At 68.5% G+C, this 15,317-nt stretch carries 10 protein-coding genes and 1 pseudogene; 7 read left to right on the top strand and 4 right to left on the bottom strand.

Going from position 1 to position 15,317, the window contains the following annotated elements:
- Positions 1 to 36 precede the first annotated feature (36 nt).
- The 4 genes from ISN75_RS13915 to uvrA all read right to left on the bottom strand — a co-directional run bounded on the left by ISN75_RS13915 (position 37) and on the right by uvrA (position 6,248).
- Positions 37 to 1,503: a DUF4139 domain-containing protein gene (locus tag ISN75_RS13915; RefSeq protein ID WP_343818854.1), complete on the bottom strand. Its 1,467-nt coding sequence runs from the start codon at positions 1,501 to 1,503 to the stop codon at positions 37 to 39.
- 123 nt (positions 1,504 to 1,626) lie between these two features.
- Positions 1,627 to 2,640: an asparaginase gene (locus tag ISN75_RS13910; protein WP_343818856.1), complete on the bottom strand. Its 1,014-nt coding sequence runs from the start codon at positions 2,638 to 2,640 to the stop codon at positions 1,627 to 1,629.
- A 225-nt stretch (positions 2,641 to 2,865) separates the two neighbouring features.
- Positions 2,866 to 3,318: an acyl-CoA thioesterase gene (locus tag ISN75_RS13905; protein ID WP_167254455.1), complete on the bottom strand. Its 453-nt coding sequence runs from the start codon at positions 3,316 to 3,318 to the stop codon at positions 2,866 to 2,868.
- Positions 3,315 to 6,248, bottom strand: a complete 2,934-nt coding sequence (uvrA, locus tag ISN75_RS13900) for an excinuclease ABC subunit UvrA (RefSeq protein WP_168647111.1) — start codon at positions 6,246 to 6,248, stop codon at positions 3,315 to 3,317. The genes ISN75_RS13905 and uvrA overlap by 4 nt, the downstream gene beginning before the upstream one ends.
- A gap of 195 nt (positions 6,249 to 6,443) precedes the next feature.
- Between uvrA and ISN75_RS13895 the strand changes: the two genes are divergently transcribed.
- From ISN75_RS13895 to ISN75_RS13865, 7 genes and pseudogenes are all read left to right on the top strand, one after another.
- Positions 6,444 to 7,190: a DUF2059 domain-containing protein gene (locus tag ISN75_RS13895; RefSeq protein WP_167254459.1), complete on the top strand. Its 747-nt coding sequence runs from the start codon at positions 6,444 to 6,446 to the stop codon at positions 7,188 to 7,190.
- A 229-nt stretch (positions 7,191 to 7,419) separates the two neighbouring features.
- Positions 7,420 to 7,734: a 50S ribosomal protein L21 gene (gene rplU, locus ISN75_RS13890; RefSeq protein WP_167254461.1), complete on the top strand. Its 315-nt coding sequence runs from the start codon at positions 7,420 to 7,422 to the stop codon at positions 7,732 to 7,734.
- A 24-nt stretch (positions 7,735 to 7,758) separates the two neighbouring features.
- Positions 7,759 to 8,016, top strand: a complete 258-nt coding sequence (gene rpmA / locus ISN75_RS13885) for a 50S ribosomal protein L27 (protein ID WP_026636285.1) — start codon at positions 7,759 to 7,761, stop codon at positions 8,014 to 8,016.
- A gap of 193 nt (positions 8,017 to 8,209) precedes the next feature.
- On the top strand, positions 8,210 to 9,289 hold the full coding sequence (gene cgtA, locus ISN75_RS13880; protein ID WP_168647112.1) for an Obg family GTPase CgtA: 1,080 nt from the start codon (positions 8,210 to 8,212) through the stop codon (positions 9,287 to 9,289).
- A gap of 60 nt (positions 9,290 to 9,349) precedes the next feature.
- Positions 9,350 to 10,819: a DUF3375 domain-containing protein gene (locus tag ISN75_RS13875; RefSeq protein WP_343818861.1), complete on the top strand. Its 1,470-nt coding sequence runs from the start codon at positions 9,350 to 9,352 to the stop codon at positions 10,817 to 10,819.
- Positions 10,806 to 11,486 (top strand): DUF4194 domain-containing protein, encoded by a 681-nt coding sequence (locus ISN75_RS13870; RefSeq protein ID WP_168647113.1) that lies wholly within the window; start codon positions 10,806 to 10,808, stop codon positions 11,484 to 11,486. Before ISN75_RS13875 ends, ISN75_RS13870 begins: the two co-directional genes overlap by 14 nt.
- Positions 11,476 to 15,054 (top strand): annotated as a pseudogene (locus ISN75_RS13865) (ATP-binding protein); the annotation flags it as partial. The gene ISN75_RS13870 and the pseudogene ISN75_RS13865, both read left to right, overlap by 11 nt.
- Positions 15,055 to 15,317: the final 263 nt, after the last annotated feature.

Genomic DNA, 15,317 nt, shown 5'->3' with positions numbered 1-15,317 from the left:
AACTCGCGGGCCTCGCCGGCGCTTTAAACGCCGGGCTTACTGCTGCGGCTGGTCGGTCTCGGCCCAGCGGTAGCGCACCGCGTAGTCCAGCGTGGCCTTGCCGCCGGCCGGCACTTCGATGCGGAATTCCAGCAGGTCGGGCTTCTGCTCCGAAGGCTTGGTGCTGGACGACTGTAGCGTCCATTCGCGCCAGCGGCTGGGATGTTCGCGCACCGTCACCGTGCGCGCGCTGTCGCCGGCATTGGTGAGGGTGATGCGGAAGGCTTCGTCCATCGAACGGCCGGCCTTGTCCAGCTTGAACTGCGTGCGTTCGCGCTCGGCGCGCAGGTCGAAGGCATTGCCCAGGGTGATGGTGGCGTCGCTGCCCTTGGGCGTGTCCTCGATGCGGCCCTCGCCGATGAATTGCGGCGTGCCGTTGCGGTCGGTGGTCATCACGCGCAGGTTGCCGGCCGGCAGGCTGTCGAAGGCGCGCAGCTTCAGCGTGCTGGTCACGGTATTGCTGCCGCCGGTGTTGAAGTCGCGGTTGGTCGCCGGTTGCGGCGGGGTCCAGTGGCCGCCCGTTTCATACAGCAGGGTGCGTTCGCAATCGAGCTGGCGCGTTTCGTACAGCGGCACCTGGCTGACGCTGCCGTCGGGCAGGTTCACCGCGCCGGGCAGGGTGTAGCTGCGGTAGTCGGCGACCGAGCCCTGCTGCGGCATGTCCGCCGCCTGCGCCTTGGCGTTGAAGGACATCATCCGCGGCGCGGCGGCCGGCATCGGGCCGGGCGTGCGGGTGATCTGCGGCTCGCCGGCGATCAGGGTCAGGTGCACGTCGTTCCAGTCGCGGCCGCTGCGGTTGGCGATGCTGGCGCGCGATTCGAAGCGCAGCTTGCAGCCGGCGCCCGGCAGCACGGTGCCGATATACGCCGCGCGCCAGCCGAGGCCGGCGGTGGGATAGCTCAAGGTGGCGCGCGCATTGCCGGCCCTGGCCGCATCCACGCGCAGTTCCAGGCTGGAGCCGGTATTGAAGTGGCCGCTGGCGCGCACCGCCGCGTAGTCGCGGATCAGGCTGGTGCGGCCGCTGGCATCGCTCACCAGCAGGCCGTTGCCGGCGCGCAGCAAGGTGCCGCTGGCCAGTGGCTGGCCGTTGCTGCCGAGCACTTCCACCGGCTGGCCGACCAGGCTGCCCAGCGCGGCGTCGCGGCCCTGGGCCAGCAGCAGGCGCTGCGACAGCACCTTGGCGGCGTCGCCTTCGACGTCGAGCGAGAGCGCTTCGGTATCGAGAAAGGCGGGCAGGCCGCCGAGGCTTACGTCCTGCACACCCTGCTGCAGATCCAGCCGGCGCGGTTCGCGCGCCATGGCGTAGCCGCTGTCCACGCCGCTGCCATCGCCGCCGGTGAACAGGGAGGCGTCGTCGCTGCGGTACAGGGTCAGCTCGGTGCGTTCGGGCGTGGCCGCGGCGGCGGTGCCGGCCAGGGTGGTGGCGCAGGCCAGGGCGAGGGTGGTGAAGGGGAACTTGCTCACGGGCGAACTCCTTTCGTTGGGCGCCGCCGATCTTACGCAGCGCGCATGAAGATGCGGCATCCGTGGCCGCCAATGCGTTAACCCCGGATCGCGCCGGCTGCGTTGTGGCCGACCCGGAGGAATTCAGTGCGTGGCGAAGAAGCCGCGCAGCGCGGCCAGGTCGCGCGTGAGCGCAAGGCCCAGCGCCAGCAGGATGCGCGCCTTCTGCGGGCTGAAATCCTCGCCCGCGATAAAGCCCGTCTCCTGCAGGTAGCGCCGCTGCGCCACGCTCCCCAGGGGCGAGCGGGTGCACTGCACCACCGCGATACCGCCGGCGATGGCCGCTTCCAGCGCGATGCGCTCGGCCTGGGTGACCAGGCCCGGCGCCAGGCCCGCGGAGACGATGCCTTGCGCACCCTTGGCCAGTGCGGCTTCGATCATGGTGTCGTCGGCGCCGACGTACGAATAGGCGATGTCCACGCGCGGCGGCCGCGCATCGTCGGGCAATGCCGTGAACGCCGCGCCGGGGGCATGGCGGCCTTCGGGACGGCGGCGGTAGCGGATGCGGTCCGGATCGACCGTGCCGAGTACGCCGTGATCCATCGAGCGGAACGTATCCAGCCGCAAGGTGGAAACCTTGATCACGTCGCGCGCCGGATAGATGCCGTCGTTGAACACCACCAGCACGCCGCGCCCGCGCGCATCCGCATCGCCGGCCACGCGGATCGCACCCAGCAGATTGGACGGCGCATCCGAACCCACCGCGCTCAATGGCCGCTGCGAACCGGTAAGCACCACGGTCTGCGGGATATCCAGCGTGAGGTTGAGGAAGAACGCGGTTTCTTCCAGCGTGGCCGTGCCGTGCAGGATCACGAAGCCGGCCAGCTCCGGCTGCTCGCGCGACAGGCGCCGCAGGGTGGCGCGCAGCTCGAACCAGTCGGCCATGGTGAGATTGTTGCTGCCCACCGAACGGAACGGCACCGGCACCGCTTCGGCCACGCCGGCGATTTCAGGCACGCGCGCGAGGATCTGCGCGACGTCCAGCTTGCTGCCGTGCTCCGGGTAATCCATCAGGTCGGTGCTGGAAGTGCCCAGCGAGGCGATGGTGCCGCCGCAGCCGATGATGGCGACGCGGGGGAGGGCGAATGTCGTGGACATGACGGCGGGATTCCTTCGCAACTCAAGTCGGCGCCAGATGCGCGCCAGCCGCGAAGCTTAGCTAATGCGTCATCCCGGCGCAGGCCGGGATCCAGTAGCGATGCGCTGCATGGAGATACGGGCCCAAAAAGGTCGGGCCTTTGAAGCTTCCAGCGATGGTCGAACGGTGACGTTACTGGATCCCGGCCTGCGCCGGGATGACGCTGGTTGGCGGTGTGTTGCCTATCAGGCCTGCTCAGCCGCGTCGCGGATCGCCTGCGGCAGCGGCACCGGCTTGCCCGTGTGCGGGTTCATCCAGACCATCACCACGTGGCCGTCGCTGTACAGCTTGTCCGGCTGTTCCGCATCGACGATGCGATGCCCGATGGTCATCGAGCTGTTGCCCAGGCGCAGGCAGAACAGTTCCACCTGCAGTTGCGCCGGCCATTCGATCGGGAAGCGGTAGTTGATCTCGCTCGCCGCCAGCACCGGCATCGATTGCTCGTCGAACCACGGCCCGGGCACGTGCTTCAGCCACTGCAGCCGCGCTTCTTCCAGATACGTGAGGTAGTTGGAATTGTTGACGTGGTTGAAGGCGTCGAGATCACGCCAGCGCACGCCGATGGAGGCGGTGAACAGCGGCTGGACTTCCGCCGCGGCATCCGCGGCGGGGCTCGATTCGGTGATGGTGAAACTCATGCGGTCTTCTTCCGTACGGCCTTGGTGTCGCGGCCATTGCTCTTCTGTGCACCGGTCTTCTGCGCGCCGTTCTTCGGCGCATCGTTCTGCGCCTGCGCCGGCTTGATGCCCAGGTGCGGCGCAAGGAAGCGGCCGGTGTGCGAAGAGGCCGTCTCGGCCACCGCTTCCGGCGTGCCGGCGACCAGGATGCGTCCACCGCCGGCGCCGCCCTCGGGGCCGAGGTCGACGATCCAGTCGGCGGTCTTGATCACGTCGAGGTTGTGCTCGATCACCACCACGGTATTGCCCTGGTCCACCAGCTGGTGCAGCACGTCGAGCAGCTGCTCGATATCGTGGAAGTGCAGGCCGGTGGTGGGTTCGTCCAGGATGTACAGCGTGCGGCCGGTGTCGCGCTTGGACAGCTCCTTCGACAGCTTCACGCGCTGCGCTTCGCCGCCGGACAGCGTGGTCGCGCTCTGGCCCAGCTTGATGTAGTCCAGGCCGACCGCGCGCAGGGTTTCCAGCTTGCGCGCGATGGTGGGTACGTTCTCGAACAGCTTGAGCGCGTCTTCCACCGTCATGTCGAGCACGTCGGCGATCGTGTGGCCCTTGTAGGCGATCTCCAGCGTCTCGCGGTTGTAGCGCTTGCCGTGGCAGACGTCGCAGGGCACGTACACGTCCGGCAGGAAGTGCATCTCCACCTTGATCATGCCGTCGCCTTCGCAGGCCTCGCAGCGGCCGCCGCGCACGTTGAAGCTGAAGCGGCCGGCGGTGTAGCCGCGCGAGCGCGCTTCCGGCACCTGCGCGTACAGCTCGCGCAGCGGGGTGAACAGGCCGGTATACGTAGCCGGATTCGAACGCGGCGTGCGGCCGATCGGCGACTGGTCGATATCGACCACCTTGTCGAACAGCTCCAGCCCTTCGACCGACTTGTACGCCGCCGGCTGCTCGCTGGCGCCGTTGAGTTCGGCGGCGGCGAGGCGGAACAGCGTGTCGTTGATCAGGGTCGACTTGCCCGAGCCGGACACGCCGGTGATGCAGGTGAACAGGCCGGCTGGAATGGCCAGGTCCACGTTCTTCAGGTTGTTGCCGGTGGCGCCGCGCAGATGCAGCCAGGAGTCCTTGTCCTCCTGCTCGCGGCGCTCCTTCGGCACCTCGATCGCGCGGCGGCCCGAAAGATACTGGCCGGTGACCGAGCGCTTGGAGGCGAGGATGTCCTTCAGCGTGCCCTGCGCCACCACTTCGCCGCCGTGCACGCCGGCGCCGGGGCCGATGTCGAGCACGTGGTCGGCCAGGCGGATGGCGTCTTCGTCGTGCTCCACCACGATTACCGTATTGCCCAGGTCGCGCAGGCGGGTGAGCGTGCCGAGCAGGCGCTCGTTGTCGCGCTGGTGCAGGCCGATCGAAGGTTCGTCCAGCACGTACATCACGCCGACCAGGCCGGCGCCGATCTGCGAAGCCAGGCGGATGCGCTGCGCTTCGCCGCCGGACAGCGAGTCGGCCTGGCGGTCGAGCGTGAGGTAGTTCAGGCCCACGTCGTTGAGGAAGCTCAGGCGCTCGCGGATTTCCTTGACGATCTTCACCGCGATCTCGCCGCGCCAGCCGGTGAGGGTGAGGGTGTCGAAGAAGCCCAGCGCGTCGTCGATGGAACGCGAGGTGAGCGAGGGCAGGGCGTGGTCGGCGACGAACACGTTGCGCGCCGAACGGTTCAGGCGCTGGCCGTGGCAGTCGGGGCACGGATGGTCCGCGATGTACTTGGCCAGTTCCTCGCGCACCGCGGGCGATTCGGTTTCCTTATAGCGGCGCTCCAGGTTCGGCAGGATGCCTTCGAAGGAGTGCTCGCGGGTGACCTTGCCGCCGCGTTCGGTGAGGTAGCGGAACTGGATCTTGTCGTTGCCGCTGCCGTACAGCACGGCCTTCTGCACGCCGGCCGGCAGCTTCTGCCAGGGCGTGTCGACGTCGAAGCGGTAGTGGTTGGCCAGCGAGATGATCAGCTGGAAATAGTGCGCGTTGCGGCGGTCCCAGCCGCGGATCGCGCCGCCGGACAGCGGCAGCTCCGGATGGCCGACCACGCGCGCCGGATCGAACACCTGGGTCACGCCCAGGCCGTCGCAGGTGGGGCAGGCGCCGATCGGCGAGTTGAACGAGAACAGGCGCGGTTCCAGCTCCGGCAGCGAGTAGTCGCACACGGGGCAGGAATAGCGCGAGGACAACAGCTGTTCCGGTGCCTTCGTATCGTCCATGTCGGCCAGGATCACCAGCCCGTCGCCCAGGCGCAGCGCGGTCTCGAAGGATTCGGCCAGGCGCTGCTTGATGTCGTCGCGCGGGCGGAAGCGGTCGATCACCACTTCGATGGTGTGCTTCTGGCGAAGGGTCAGCGGCGGCACGGCGTCGAGCTCGTACACCACGCCGTCGACGCGTGCGCGCACGAAGCCCTGCGCGCGCAGCTGGTCGAACACCTGCACGTGCTCGCCCTTGCGCTCGCGGATCACCGGGGCCAGCAGCATGAAGCGCTTGTCCGGATCCAGCGCCAGGGTGGCGTCCACCATCTGGCTCACCGTCTGCGCTTCCAGCGGGATGCCGTGGTCCGGGCAGCGCGGCGTGCCGACGCGGGCGTACAGCAGGCGCAGGTAGTCGTAGACCTCGGTGATGGTGCCCACGGTGGAGCGCGGGTTGTGCGAGGTGGATTTCTGCTCGATCGAGATGGCCGGCGACAGGCCTTCGATATGGTCGACGTCCGGCTTCTCCATCATCGAGAGGAACTGGCGGGCGTAGGCCGACAGCGACTCGACGTAGCGGCGCTGGCCTTCGGCATAGATGGTGTCGAAGGCCAGCGAGGATTTGCCGGAACCGGACAGGCCCGTGATCACGATCAACTGGTCGCGGGGGAGGTCCAGATCGATGTTCTTGAGGTTGTGCGTGCGCGCGCCGCGGATGCGGATGGTGTCCATTGAACGCCGGGGAGAAGTCAGTAGGAGGGGGAAAAACTGCACTATACCAAACTCGCCAGGTCAGTTATTGCCGCTGGCGGGGTCGGGGAGGAATCGGGGGAGAAGCCTGAAAGTGGGGTTCCATCAAAGTGTTAACAAGTGGCTTGGCTTAATACGCGTTTTGGCCGCAAGGCCGATGCAGCGAGACCAGTACACATGCGCAAGTGGAAAGGATGGGGGCTCTCCCTGGCGCTGGTGGCATCCATGGGCACGGCCTCGGCCGCGACCCAGCCCAGCGAAGAGCAGGTGCGCCAGCTGATGGAAGTGGTGGGGGTGGGCAAGATGCTCAGCCAGATGAACAGCCAGGCCGTGACGGTGATGCAGCAGTCGCTGCCGTGCATCCCGGCCAGCTACTGGCAGGGCTACATGGACAGCAACGGCACCCAGCAATTCATCGGGCGGCTGGTGCCGATCTACCAGCGCCATTTCAGCGCCGACGAGATCGACGGCATGCTGAAGTTCTACCGGTCGCCACTTGGCCAGAAAGTGATCACCGAGATGCCGACCACCATGGGCGAGGCCAACCAGGCCGGGCTGCAGTGGAGCAAGGAGCGCAGCGACCAGATGATCGCCGAGCTCAAGCAGAAGGGCAGCCTCGACGCGGGCGGCCGCTGCCCGGCCGAACATGCGGCGGCGGCCACCGGCGTGGCGGCAGGCGCCGCGGCGGCGAATGCCGCCGGCGCCGATGACGACGACGAGGCCGCGGCCGAGGCGGCTCCGGCCAAGAAGGCGGCGCCGGCGAGCAAGGCGAAGGGGAAGGCGACGACCAAATCGAAGTCGACCAGAAAGGCCCCGGCCAAGAAGACGCCCGCCAAGACCACCACCAAGGCGCCGGCCAAGCCCGCCGCGGCGCCGGCCAAGCCGGCTGCCGATACCGGCAAGGCCAGCACGCCCGCGCAATAGCCGGGCGCCTGCCGGGGCCGGCGGACCGCCGGCGACACCCGCCTGGAGCGCGCCGAGGCCCGCCGGTTGGGGGTAACCGCGGAGCCGGAACGGGCCTGGCACCGCCGCCGCGAGCCAGGGTCGCCGGCGGCCGGGGCTATCGGATTGATCCTTGGGATTTTTTTGGTTATGATCGCCGGCTCGCGCAAGCGAGAACACCCAAGAGAATAACGACAGAAGGGATATTCCCATGAGTTATGCAGTCATCAAGACCGGCGGCAAGCAGTACCGCGTCCAGCAGGGCGACGTCCTGCGCGTGGAGCTGCTGAACGCCGAAGAAGGCGCCAGCGTGAAGTTCGACGAAGTGCTGCTGGTGGGTTCGGGCGAGACCATCACCGTCGGCGCGCCGACCGTGACCGGCGCCACCGTCTCCGCCACCGTGCGCAAGCATGGCCGCGCCGACAAGGTCCGCATCATCAAGTTCCGCCGCCGCAAGCACCACAAGAAGCAGCAGGGACACCGTCAGCATTTCACCGAAGTCGAGATCACGGGCATCAACGCCTGATCCGCCAATCTGGAGTAATCAGTCATGGCACATAAGAAAGGCGTAGGTTCTTCGCGCAACGGCCGCGATTCGAACCCGAAGTATCTCGGCGTCAAGATCTACGGTGGCCAGGCCATCGAAGCCGGCAACATCATCGTGCGTCAGCGCGGCACCAAGTTCCATCCCGGTACCGGCGTGGGCCTCGGCCGCGACCACACCCTGTTCGCGCTGGTCGACGGCACGGTCGAGTTCAAGACCCGTGGCGAGAAGAACCGCAAGTACGTGAACGTCGTCCAGGGCTAAGCCCGGCCGGCGCAGCGCAAGAGCCCCGCTTCGGCGGGGCTTTTGTTTTTGGGCGGGAACAGGAAATTGGGAATGGGGAATAGGGAATAGCTTAAGAGCCCCCGCACCCAGCCTCCTCTACAATTCCCGAGATCGCGTGGTTTTGCGATTCCCTATTCCCCATTCCCTATTCCCTATTCCCGGCACCCAAGCCATGAAATTTGTCGACGAAGCCATCATCAAGGTCCTGGCCGGTGACGGCGGCAACGGATGCATCAGCTTCCGTCGCGAAAAATTCATTCCCTTCGGCGGTCCCGACGGCGGCGACGGCGGCAGCGGCGGCTCGATCTGGCTGGTGGCCGACGAAGGCCTCAACACCCTGGTCGACTTCCGCCACCAGCGCGCGTTCAAGGCGCAGCGCGGCGAGAACGGCATGGGCAGCGACATGTACGGCAAGGGCGGCGACGACACCGAAGTCCGCGTGCCGGTCGGCACCGTGGTCACCAATGTCGACACCGACGAAATCATCGGCGACCTCACCGCCCACGGCCAGCGCCTGCTGGTGGCGCAGGGCGGCAAGGGCGGCCTGGGCAACATCCATTTCAAGAGCTCGGTGAACCGCGCGCCGCGCAAGTCCACGCCCGGCACCCCGGGCGAGGTGCGCGAGCTGAAGCTGGAGCTGAAGCTGCTGGCCGACGTCGGCCTGCTCGGCTTCCCCAACGCCGGCAAGTCCACCTTCATCCGCGCCGTGTCGGCGGCCACGCCGCGCGTGGCCGACTACCCGTTCACCACCCTGCACCCGAACCTGGGCGTGGTCAGCCTGGGGCCGGACCAGAGCTTCGTGATCGCCGACATCCCCGGCCTGATCGAAGGCGCCGCCGAGGGCGTCGGCCTGGGCATCCAGTTCCTGCGCCACGTGGCGCGCACGCGCCTGCTGCTGCACCTGGTAGACATCGCGCCGATCGACGGCTCCGACGTGGTGGAACAGGTGCACGCCATCGAGCACGAGCTGCAGAAGTTCGACCCCGAACTGCTGCAGCGCCCGCGCTGGCTGGTGCTGAACAAGGCCGACGTGCTGCCGGAAGACGAGCGCCAGGCCGTGGCCGAGGACATCGTGCAGCGCCTGGGCTGGACCCAGCCGTGGTTCCTGGTCTCGGCCATCGCGCGCGACAACACCCTGGCGGTGTGCCAGCAGATCCAGCGGTTCTTCGAGGCGCAGCGCGAAGTGCAGGAAGGCCGCACCGACATGCTGCCGGGCGACGTGCGCCTGCGCGGGGACGCGCCGCACGACTGAGCGCGCGCGCCACGCCGTCTCCCGCGCCGTCCCGCGCCCCGCCCGGAGCACCCCGCACGCATGAAGCTGCAAGCCCGCATCGCCGGCTACCGCCGGCTGCGCGAACAAGCCCTGTGGCGGCTGCTGGCCGCCGACCACGCGCCGGAACTGATCGGCCTGCTGCAGTCCCTGTTGCAGGACGGCGAGCGCCGGCTGCCCGCCTCGGCCCTGCATGAGCGCCTGCAGGACCACCTCGACACCATCAATGCCTCCGAGCTGCCCACCGAGCTGCCGCGCACCGCGCAGGCCTACGTGGCGCACTGGCTGGCGCAGGGTTATCTCGAACGCCGCCTGCCGGAAGGTTCGAGCGAAGAGGAATACGAGCTGTCGGCGCAGGCCGTGCAGGCCGTGCGCTTTATCGCCGGGCTGCACTCGCCGCGCCACGCCGCCACCGAAAGCCGCCTGTCGCTGGTGATCCAGCAGCTGGTGCAGCTGGCCGAGCAGACCGAGACCGATCCCGCCACGCGCCTGGACAGCCTGCTGGCCGAACGCGCGCGCCTGGACGCCGAGATCGAACGCGTGCGCAGCGGCAAGCTCGACGCCGTCGGCGGCCAGCGCGCGCTCGAACGCACGCGCGAGGTGATCCAGCTCGCCGACGAACTGGCCGAGGATTTCCGCCGCGTGCGCGAGGATTTCGAACGCCTCAATCGCGAATTCCGCGAACGCATCATCGACGACGAAGGCCAGCGCGGCGACCTGCTCGACCGCCTGTTCGAAGGCGTCGACGTCATCGCCGACAGCGAGGCCGGCCGCAGCTTCGGCGCGTTCTGGAAACTGCTCAACAATGTGGAGCAGAGCAACCAGCTCGACGCCGCCATGGAAACCGTGCTGTCGCGCGGCTTCGCCCGCCGCCTGCAGCGCGAGGAGCGCCAGCTGCTGCGCGGCTTCACCCGCGTGATGCTGGAGCGCGGCGGCCAGGTGCACGACGTGATGCAGCACTTCGCGCGCAGCTTGCGCGGCTTCGTGCAGAGCCGCGGCTACCTGGAGCAGCGCCGCCTCAATCAACTGCTGAAGCAGGCCCAGGCCGAGGCGCTGCAGCTGCGCGACGAACTGGGCGCGCATCGCCGCCTGCCGCTCGAACTGCCGCTGACCGGCGCGCGCCTGCGTTCGCTCTCGCAGTGGCGCCTGCACGATCCGCGGCATGCGCGCATCGACGGGCGCATCGATCTCTCCGGCGCGGCCGCCATTTCGCTGGACAGCGTCGGTGCGCTGGTGGCGCAGTCCGAAATCAATTACCGCGGCCTGCGCCGCGACCTGCACGAACTGCTGCAGGACACCCCACAGCTGTCGATCGGCGCAGTGCTCGCCGCGCGTCCGGCCGAGCAGGGCCTGGGCAGCATCATCGGTTATCTCTCGCTGGCCACGCGCCATGGCGTGGTGGCCGAAGGCGAGCTGGAAGAAGTTTCGTGGCAGGGCGGCGACGGGCAGTGGCGCCGCGCGCGCGTGCCCCTGGTGTGGTTCATCAAAGAGAAACGCCATGAATTTGCATGAAGAAGCCGATCTGGCCGTAACGGTGCCGGCGCTGCCGGACGCGACCGCCAAGGGCGCGCTGTTCGATGGCGACACCGGTGTGCTGCCGCTGGAAGTGCGCCGCGTGCTGTGCCAGCTGCTGGCCGGCCCCAGCATCGACGCCGGCCGCCACGCCGCGCTGTGGCCGGTGCTGCTGCGCTACGAGGCCACCTTGCATTCGCAGCTGTGCGAGCTGTTCCTGGAACTGGTGATCGACCGCGAGGCCGGGGTCGCCTTCGCGCGCCAGGCCGACACCAGCGAACTCGACACGCCTGTGCTGCTGCGCTCGCTGCCGCTCACGTTCATCGACACCGTGCTGCTGCTGCACCTGCGCCAGCAATTGCTGGAAGGCGAGGCGCACGGGCGCCGCGCGGTGGTGGAAGAGGGCGCGCTGGTGGATGCGTTGTCGGTCTACGAAAGGAATTTCTCCACCGACCGCGCCGGCTTTGCCAAGCGCGTCGCCGCGGCGATCGCCAAGATGCGCGAGAGCCACGTGCTGGAACGCCTGCGCGGCAGCGAGGACCGCTACGAGGTCTCGCCCACGCTGAAGCTGCTGTTCTCGGCCGAGGACGTGCAGGCGCTGACCCAGGTGTACCGCGAGCTGCGCGGCGCGGACGTGGTGCTGCAGGAGGCTGCGGATGAGCAGTAAAAGCAAGGCGCCGGCGAAGACGGCCGCCGCCAAGAAAACGGCAAGTAAGGCCGTGGCGAAGCAGCCGAAGGCAAAGAGCGCGAGCGTCAGCGACAGGGCCGCGCCGAAGAAAGCGAAGGCAGCGAAGCCGGTTGAACCGATCCAGCCGCCTGTGGCGGTTGCCGCACCGGAACCTGATTCCGGCGCGGCATCTCCCGTGCGCCCGTCGAAAACCAAGACGGCACGCCCCGCCGCGCCTTCGCTGTTCCTCTCCGACCTGCCCGACCCGCGCGATGAGCAGTTCCGCATGCGCCGGCTGCAGGTGTTCAACTGGGGCACCTTCAGCGGCCTGGTCGATATTCCGATCGCCGAGAAGGGTTTCCTGTTCGTCGGCCGCTCCGGCTCCGGCAAGTCGACCCTGCTCGATGCGATGTCCGCGCTGCTGGTGCCGCCCAGCCTGGTCGACTTTAACGCCGCGGCGCGCGAAGCGGACCGCAGCGGCCGCGACCGCAGCCTCGCTTCGTACGTGCGCGGCGCCTGGGCCGACCAGCACGACAGCGACTCCGGCGAGATCGCCACCCAGTACCTGCGCAAGGGCAGCACCTGGTCGGCGCTGGCACTGGAATACCGCAATGCGCTGGGCGAGACGGTCTCGCTGATCCGCCTGTTCTGGATCGCCGGCAACGGCTCGGCCGCGGCCGACGTACGTAAGCACTACATGGTCACCGAGCGCGCGTTCGACGTGGCCAAGGAGATGGACGGCTTCGACCTGGACCTGCGCCGGCTCAAGGCCAGACTGGGCGACGAGGTGCATCATTTCGACGCCTTCGCCGGCTACGCGGAACGCTTCCGCCGCCTGCTCGGCATCCAGAACGACATGGCGCTGAAGCTGCTGCACAAGACGCAGTCGGCCAAGAACCTGGGCGACCTCAATCATTTCCTGCGCGGCTTCATGCTGGAGGAGCCGGAAACCTTCGCCGCGGCCGACCGCCTCGTCGCCGATTTCGCCGAGCTCGATGCCGCGCACAAGGCCGTGGTGATCGCGCGGGAGCAGGTGCAGACGCTGGCACCGGCGCGCCAGGCCTACGACGAACTGCAGGCGCTGCGCCGCGAGACTTCCGCGCTGCGCGAGCAGCAGCAGGGCGTGGACCTGTTCCGCGAACAGCGCCGCCTGCGCCTGCTGGACGACCGCCGCGCCGAACTCGATGTGCTGGCGCAAGGCCTGGAAGGCGAGCAGGCGCAGCGCAAGCAGGCGCTGGAGAACCACGACCAGCGCCTGGCCGATATGGAGCGCCAGCGCCGCGAGCAGGGCGGCGACGCGGTCGACCAGCTCGAACGCGAGCGCGCCCAGGTGCAGCGCGAACGCGACGAGCGCCTGCGCCGCCGCGACAAGCTCGAAAGCGCTTGCCGCGAACTGGGCTGGACCCTGCCGGGCACGGCGCGCGCGCTGGCCGAACTGGCCGGGCAGGCGCGCGAATTGGCCAGCGGCGTGCGCAGCCAGGGCGGCGCGCTGGAAGAACAGATGGACGCGATCAAGCGCGACAGCGGCCAGGCCGCGCAGCGCTTCGCTGCGGTGCGCGCGGAAATCGACGCGCTGAAAAAACACCCTTCGAATATCCCCGCGCCGATCCAGGCCATGCGCGCGCGGCTGTGCGAGGAACTCGGCTGGTCCGGGAACACCGTGCCGTTTGCCGGCGAGTTGCTGCAGGTAAAGGACGAATTCGCCGCCTGGCGCGGCGCGATCGAGCGCGTGCTGCACGGCTTCGCGCTGTCGCTGCTGGTGGACGAGCAGCAGTACGCGGCGGTGGCGGCCTGGGTCAACAAGACCCATCTGGGCGGCAAGCTGGTGTACTACCGCGTCGGCCGCGTGGAAGCCTTCGGCCAGCGCAAGCCGGACGGCCGTTCGCTGGTGCATCGGCTGGAACTGCGCGACCACGCGCATCGCGCCTGGCTGCAGGCCGAGCTGGCGCGCCGCTTCGACTACGCCTGCGTCGACAACGCCGCGGCGCTGCGCCAGGCCGACCGCGCGATCACGCGCGAAGGCCAGGTCAAGCATCCCGGCGACCGCTACGAGAAGGACGATCGCCGCGCCGCCGACGACCGCCGGCACTGGGTGCTGGGTTTCGACAACCGCGACAAGCTGGTGCTGTTCGAGAAGGAAGGCCAGGAACTGGCGCAGTCCATCGCGCGCACCGGCGACGCGCTGGCCCAGCTGAAGGCGCAGCGCGACCGCGACGGCGACCGCCGCGTCGCCGCCGCCGCGTTCGCCGGCATCGAATGGGAAGAGATCGACATCGCGCCCAAGCTGCAGCGCCTGGCCGATATCGAGGACCAGCTGCGGCAATTGAACGAAGGCGACGCAGGACTCAACGAGCTCGGCCGCCGCCTCGATGCCGAACGCGCGGCGCGGCAGCAAGCCGCCAAGTCCTACGAGGAAAGCGCGGCCGAACGCATCGCGGTGGAGCGCGAGCGCCGCGGCGTGGAAAACCAGCGCGAAGCCTGCGCCATGCGCGCCAGCGCCGCCGCGCTGACGCCGCTGCAGCAGGAAGGCCTGCAGGCCCGCCTGCCGGCGCAGCCGCTGCTGTCGCTGGAGAACATCGATCACCAGTTCCGCGCGCTGGAGCGCGCGCTGCACGAGGTGCTGGACGGCCAGGCCGAACGCGACCACCGGCTGGTGCAGTCGGTGGAGGAATGCTTCCGCGCGTTCTGCCGGCGCTGGCCGCAGGACAGCGCCGATTTCACTCCGCGCCTGGATTCCGCCGAAGGCTTCCTGGCCCGCCTGCGCCGGCTGGAGCTGGACGGCCTGCCCAAGCACGAGGCGCGCTTCTTCGAGCTGCTGCAGAGCCAGAGCAAGCAGGACCTGCTGGTGCTGCAGAAACATATGACCGAGGCGCGCAAGTCGATCGGCCAGCGCATGGAAGAGGTCAACGAAAGCCTGGAGCGCGTGCCGTTCAACCGCGGCACCTTGTTGCAGATCGAAGTGAGCGACCGCGGCCTGCAGGAAGTGCGCGATTTCCAGGCCCAGCTGCGCGACGTGCTGATGCAGCACCCCACCGAGGACCGCGAACGCGCCGAGGCGCAGTTCGCCGTGCTGCGCGGGCTGGTCGAGCGGCTGGGCGCACCGGATCCGGAACTGCGCCGCTGGCGCGAGCAGGTGCTGGACGTGCGCCTGCATGTGGAATTCATCGGCGTGGAGATCGAGGCGGAAACGCGGCGCCAGGTTGAGGTCTACCGCAGCGGCGCCGGCAAATCCGGCGGCCAGCGCCAGAAGCTGGCCACCACCTGCCTGGCCGCGGCGCTGCGCTATCAGCTCGGCGGCGACGACGGCCATCTGCCGCGCTACGCGCCAGTGGTGCTGGACGAGGCCTTCGACAAGGCCGACAACGAATTCACCGCGCTGGCAATGAATATCTTCGAGAACTTCGGCTTCCAGATGGTGGTGGCGACGCCGCTGAAGTCGGTGATGACGCTGGAGCCGTTTATCGGGGGCGCGTGCTTCGTGGACATCAACGGAAGGCACGATTCGGGCGTGCTGTTGATCGAGTACGACGCGGAGGAGAGGCGGCTGGCGTTGCCGGAGAAGGCGCGCGAGGCGGTGGCGTAGGTAAGGGGCCGGGAACGCCACGGCTCGCCCGTCATTCCGGCGTAGCGCCACGGCTCGTCATTCCGGCGCAGGCCGGAATCCAGTGGCGCCAGGATTGGTTTGTCGCGAAAAGCACAAGGCCCAGCCTTTTGGCGTTCTCGCTTGCGTGCAGCGCCTCGTTACTGGATTCCGGCCTGCGCCGGAATGACGAGCAGGGTGCGCCGGCTGGTTTTCCCAATAACGAAAGGGCCGGCTTTCGCCGGCTGGTT

The organism is Dyella marensis (assembly GCF_049532885.1).
In the GTDB taxonomy this organism is placed as follows: Bacteria; Pseudomonadota; Gammaproteobacteria; order Xanthomonadales; family Rhodanobacteraceae; genus Dyella_D; species Dyella_D marensis.
Note: the sequence above shows the minus strand (reverse complement) of the source record. Positions and strands in the feature narration are given on the sequence as shown.

What these genes read in the sequence shown, in the direction of transcription:
- ISN75_RS13870 (WP_168647113.1), top strand. Translation starts at nt 10,806, where the DNA reads ATGAATTTGCATGAAGAAGCCGATCTGGCCGTAACGGTGCCGGCGCTG.
- cgtA (WP_168647112.1), top strand. Translation starts at nt 8,210, where the DNA reads ATGAAATTTGTCGACGAAGCCATCATCAAGGTCCTGGCCGGTGACGGC.
- rpmA (WP_026636285.1), top strand. Translation starts at nt 7,759, where the DNA reads ATGGCACATAAGAAAGGCGTAGGTTCTTCGCGCAACGGCCGCGATTCG.
- ISN75_RS13910 (WP_343818856.1), bottom strand. Translation starts at nt 2,640, where the DNA reads ATGTCCACGACATTCGCCCTCCCCCGCGTCGCCATCATCGGCTGCGGC.
- ISN75_RS13905 (WP_167254455.1), bottom strand. Translation starts at nt 3,318, where the DNA reads ATGAGTTTCACCATCACCGAATCGAGCCCCGCCGCGGATGCCGCGGCG.
- uvrA (WP_168647111.1), bottom strand. Translation starts at nt 6,248, where the DNA reads ATGGACACCATCCGCATCCGCGGCGCGCGCACGCACAACCTCAAGAAC.
- ISN75_RS13895 (WP_167254459.1), top strand. Translation starts at nt 6,444, where the DNA reads ATGCGCAAGTGGAAAGGATGGGGGCTCTCCCTGGCGCTGGTGGCATCC.
- ISN75_RS13875 (WP_343818861.1), top strand. Translation starts at nt 9,350, where the DNA reads ATGAAGCTGCAAGCCCGCATCGCCGGCTACCGCCGGCTGCGCGAACAA.
- rplU (WP_167254461.1), top strand. Translation starts at nt 7,420, where the DNA reads ATGAGTTATGCAGTCATCAAGACCGGCGGCAAGCAGTACCGCGTCCAG.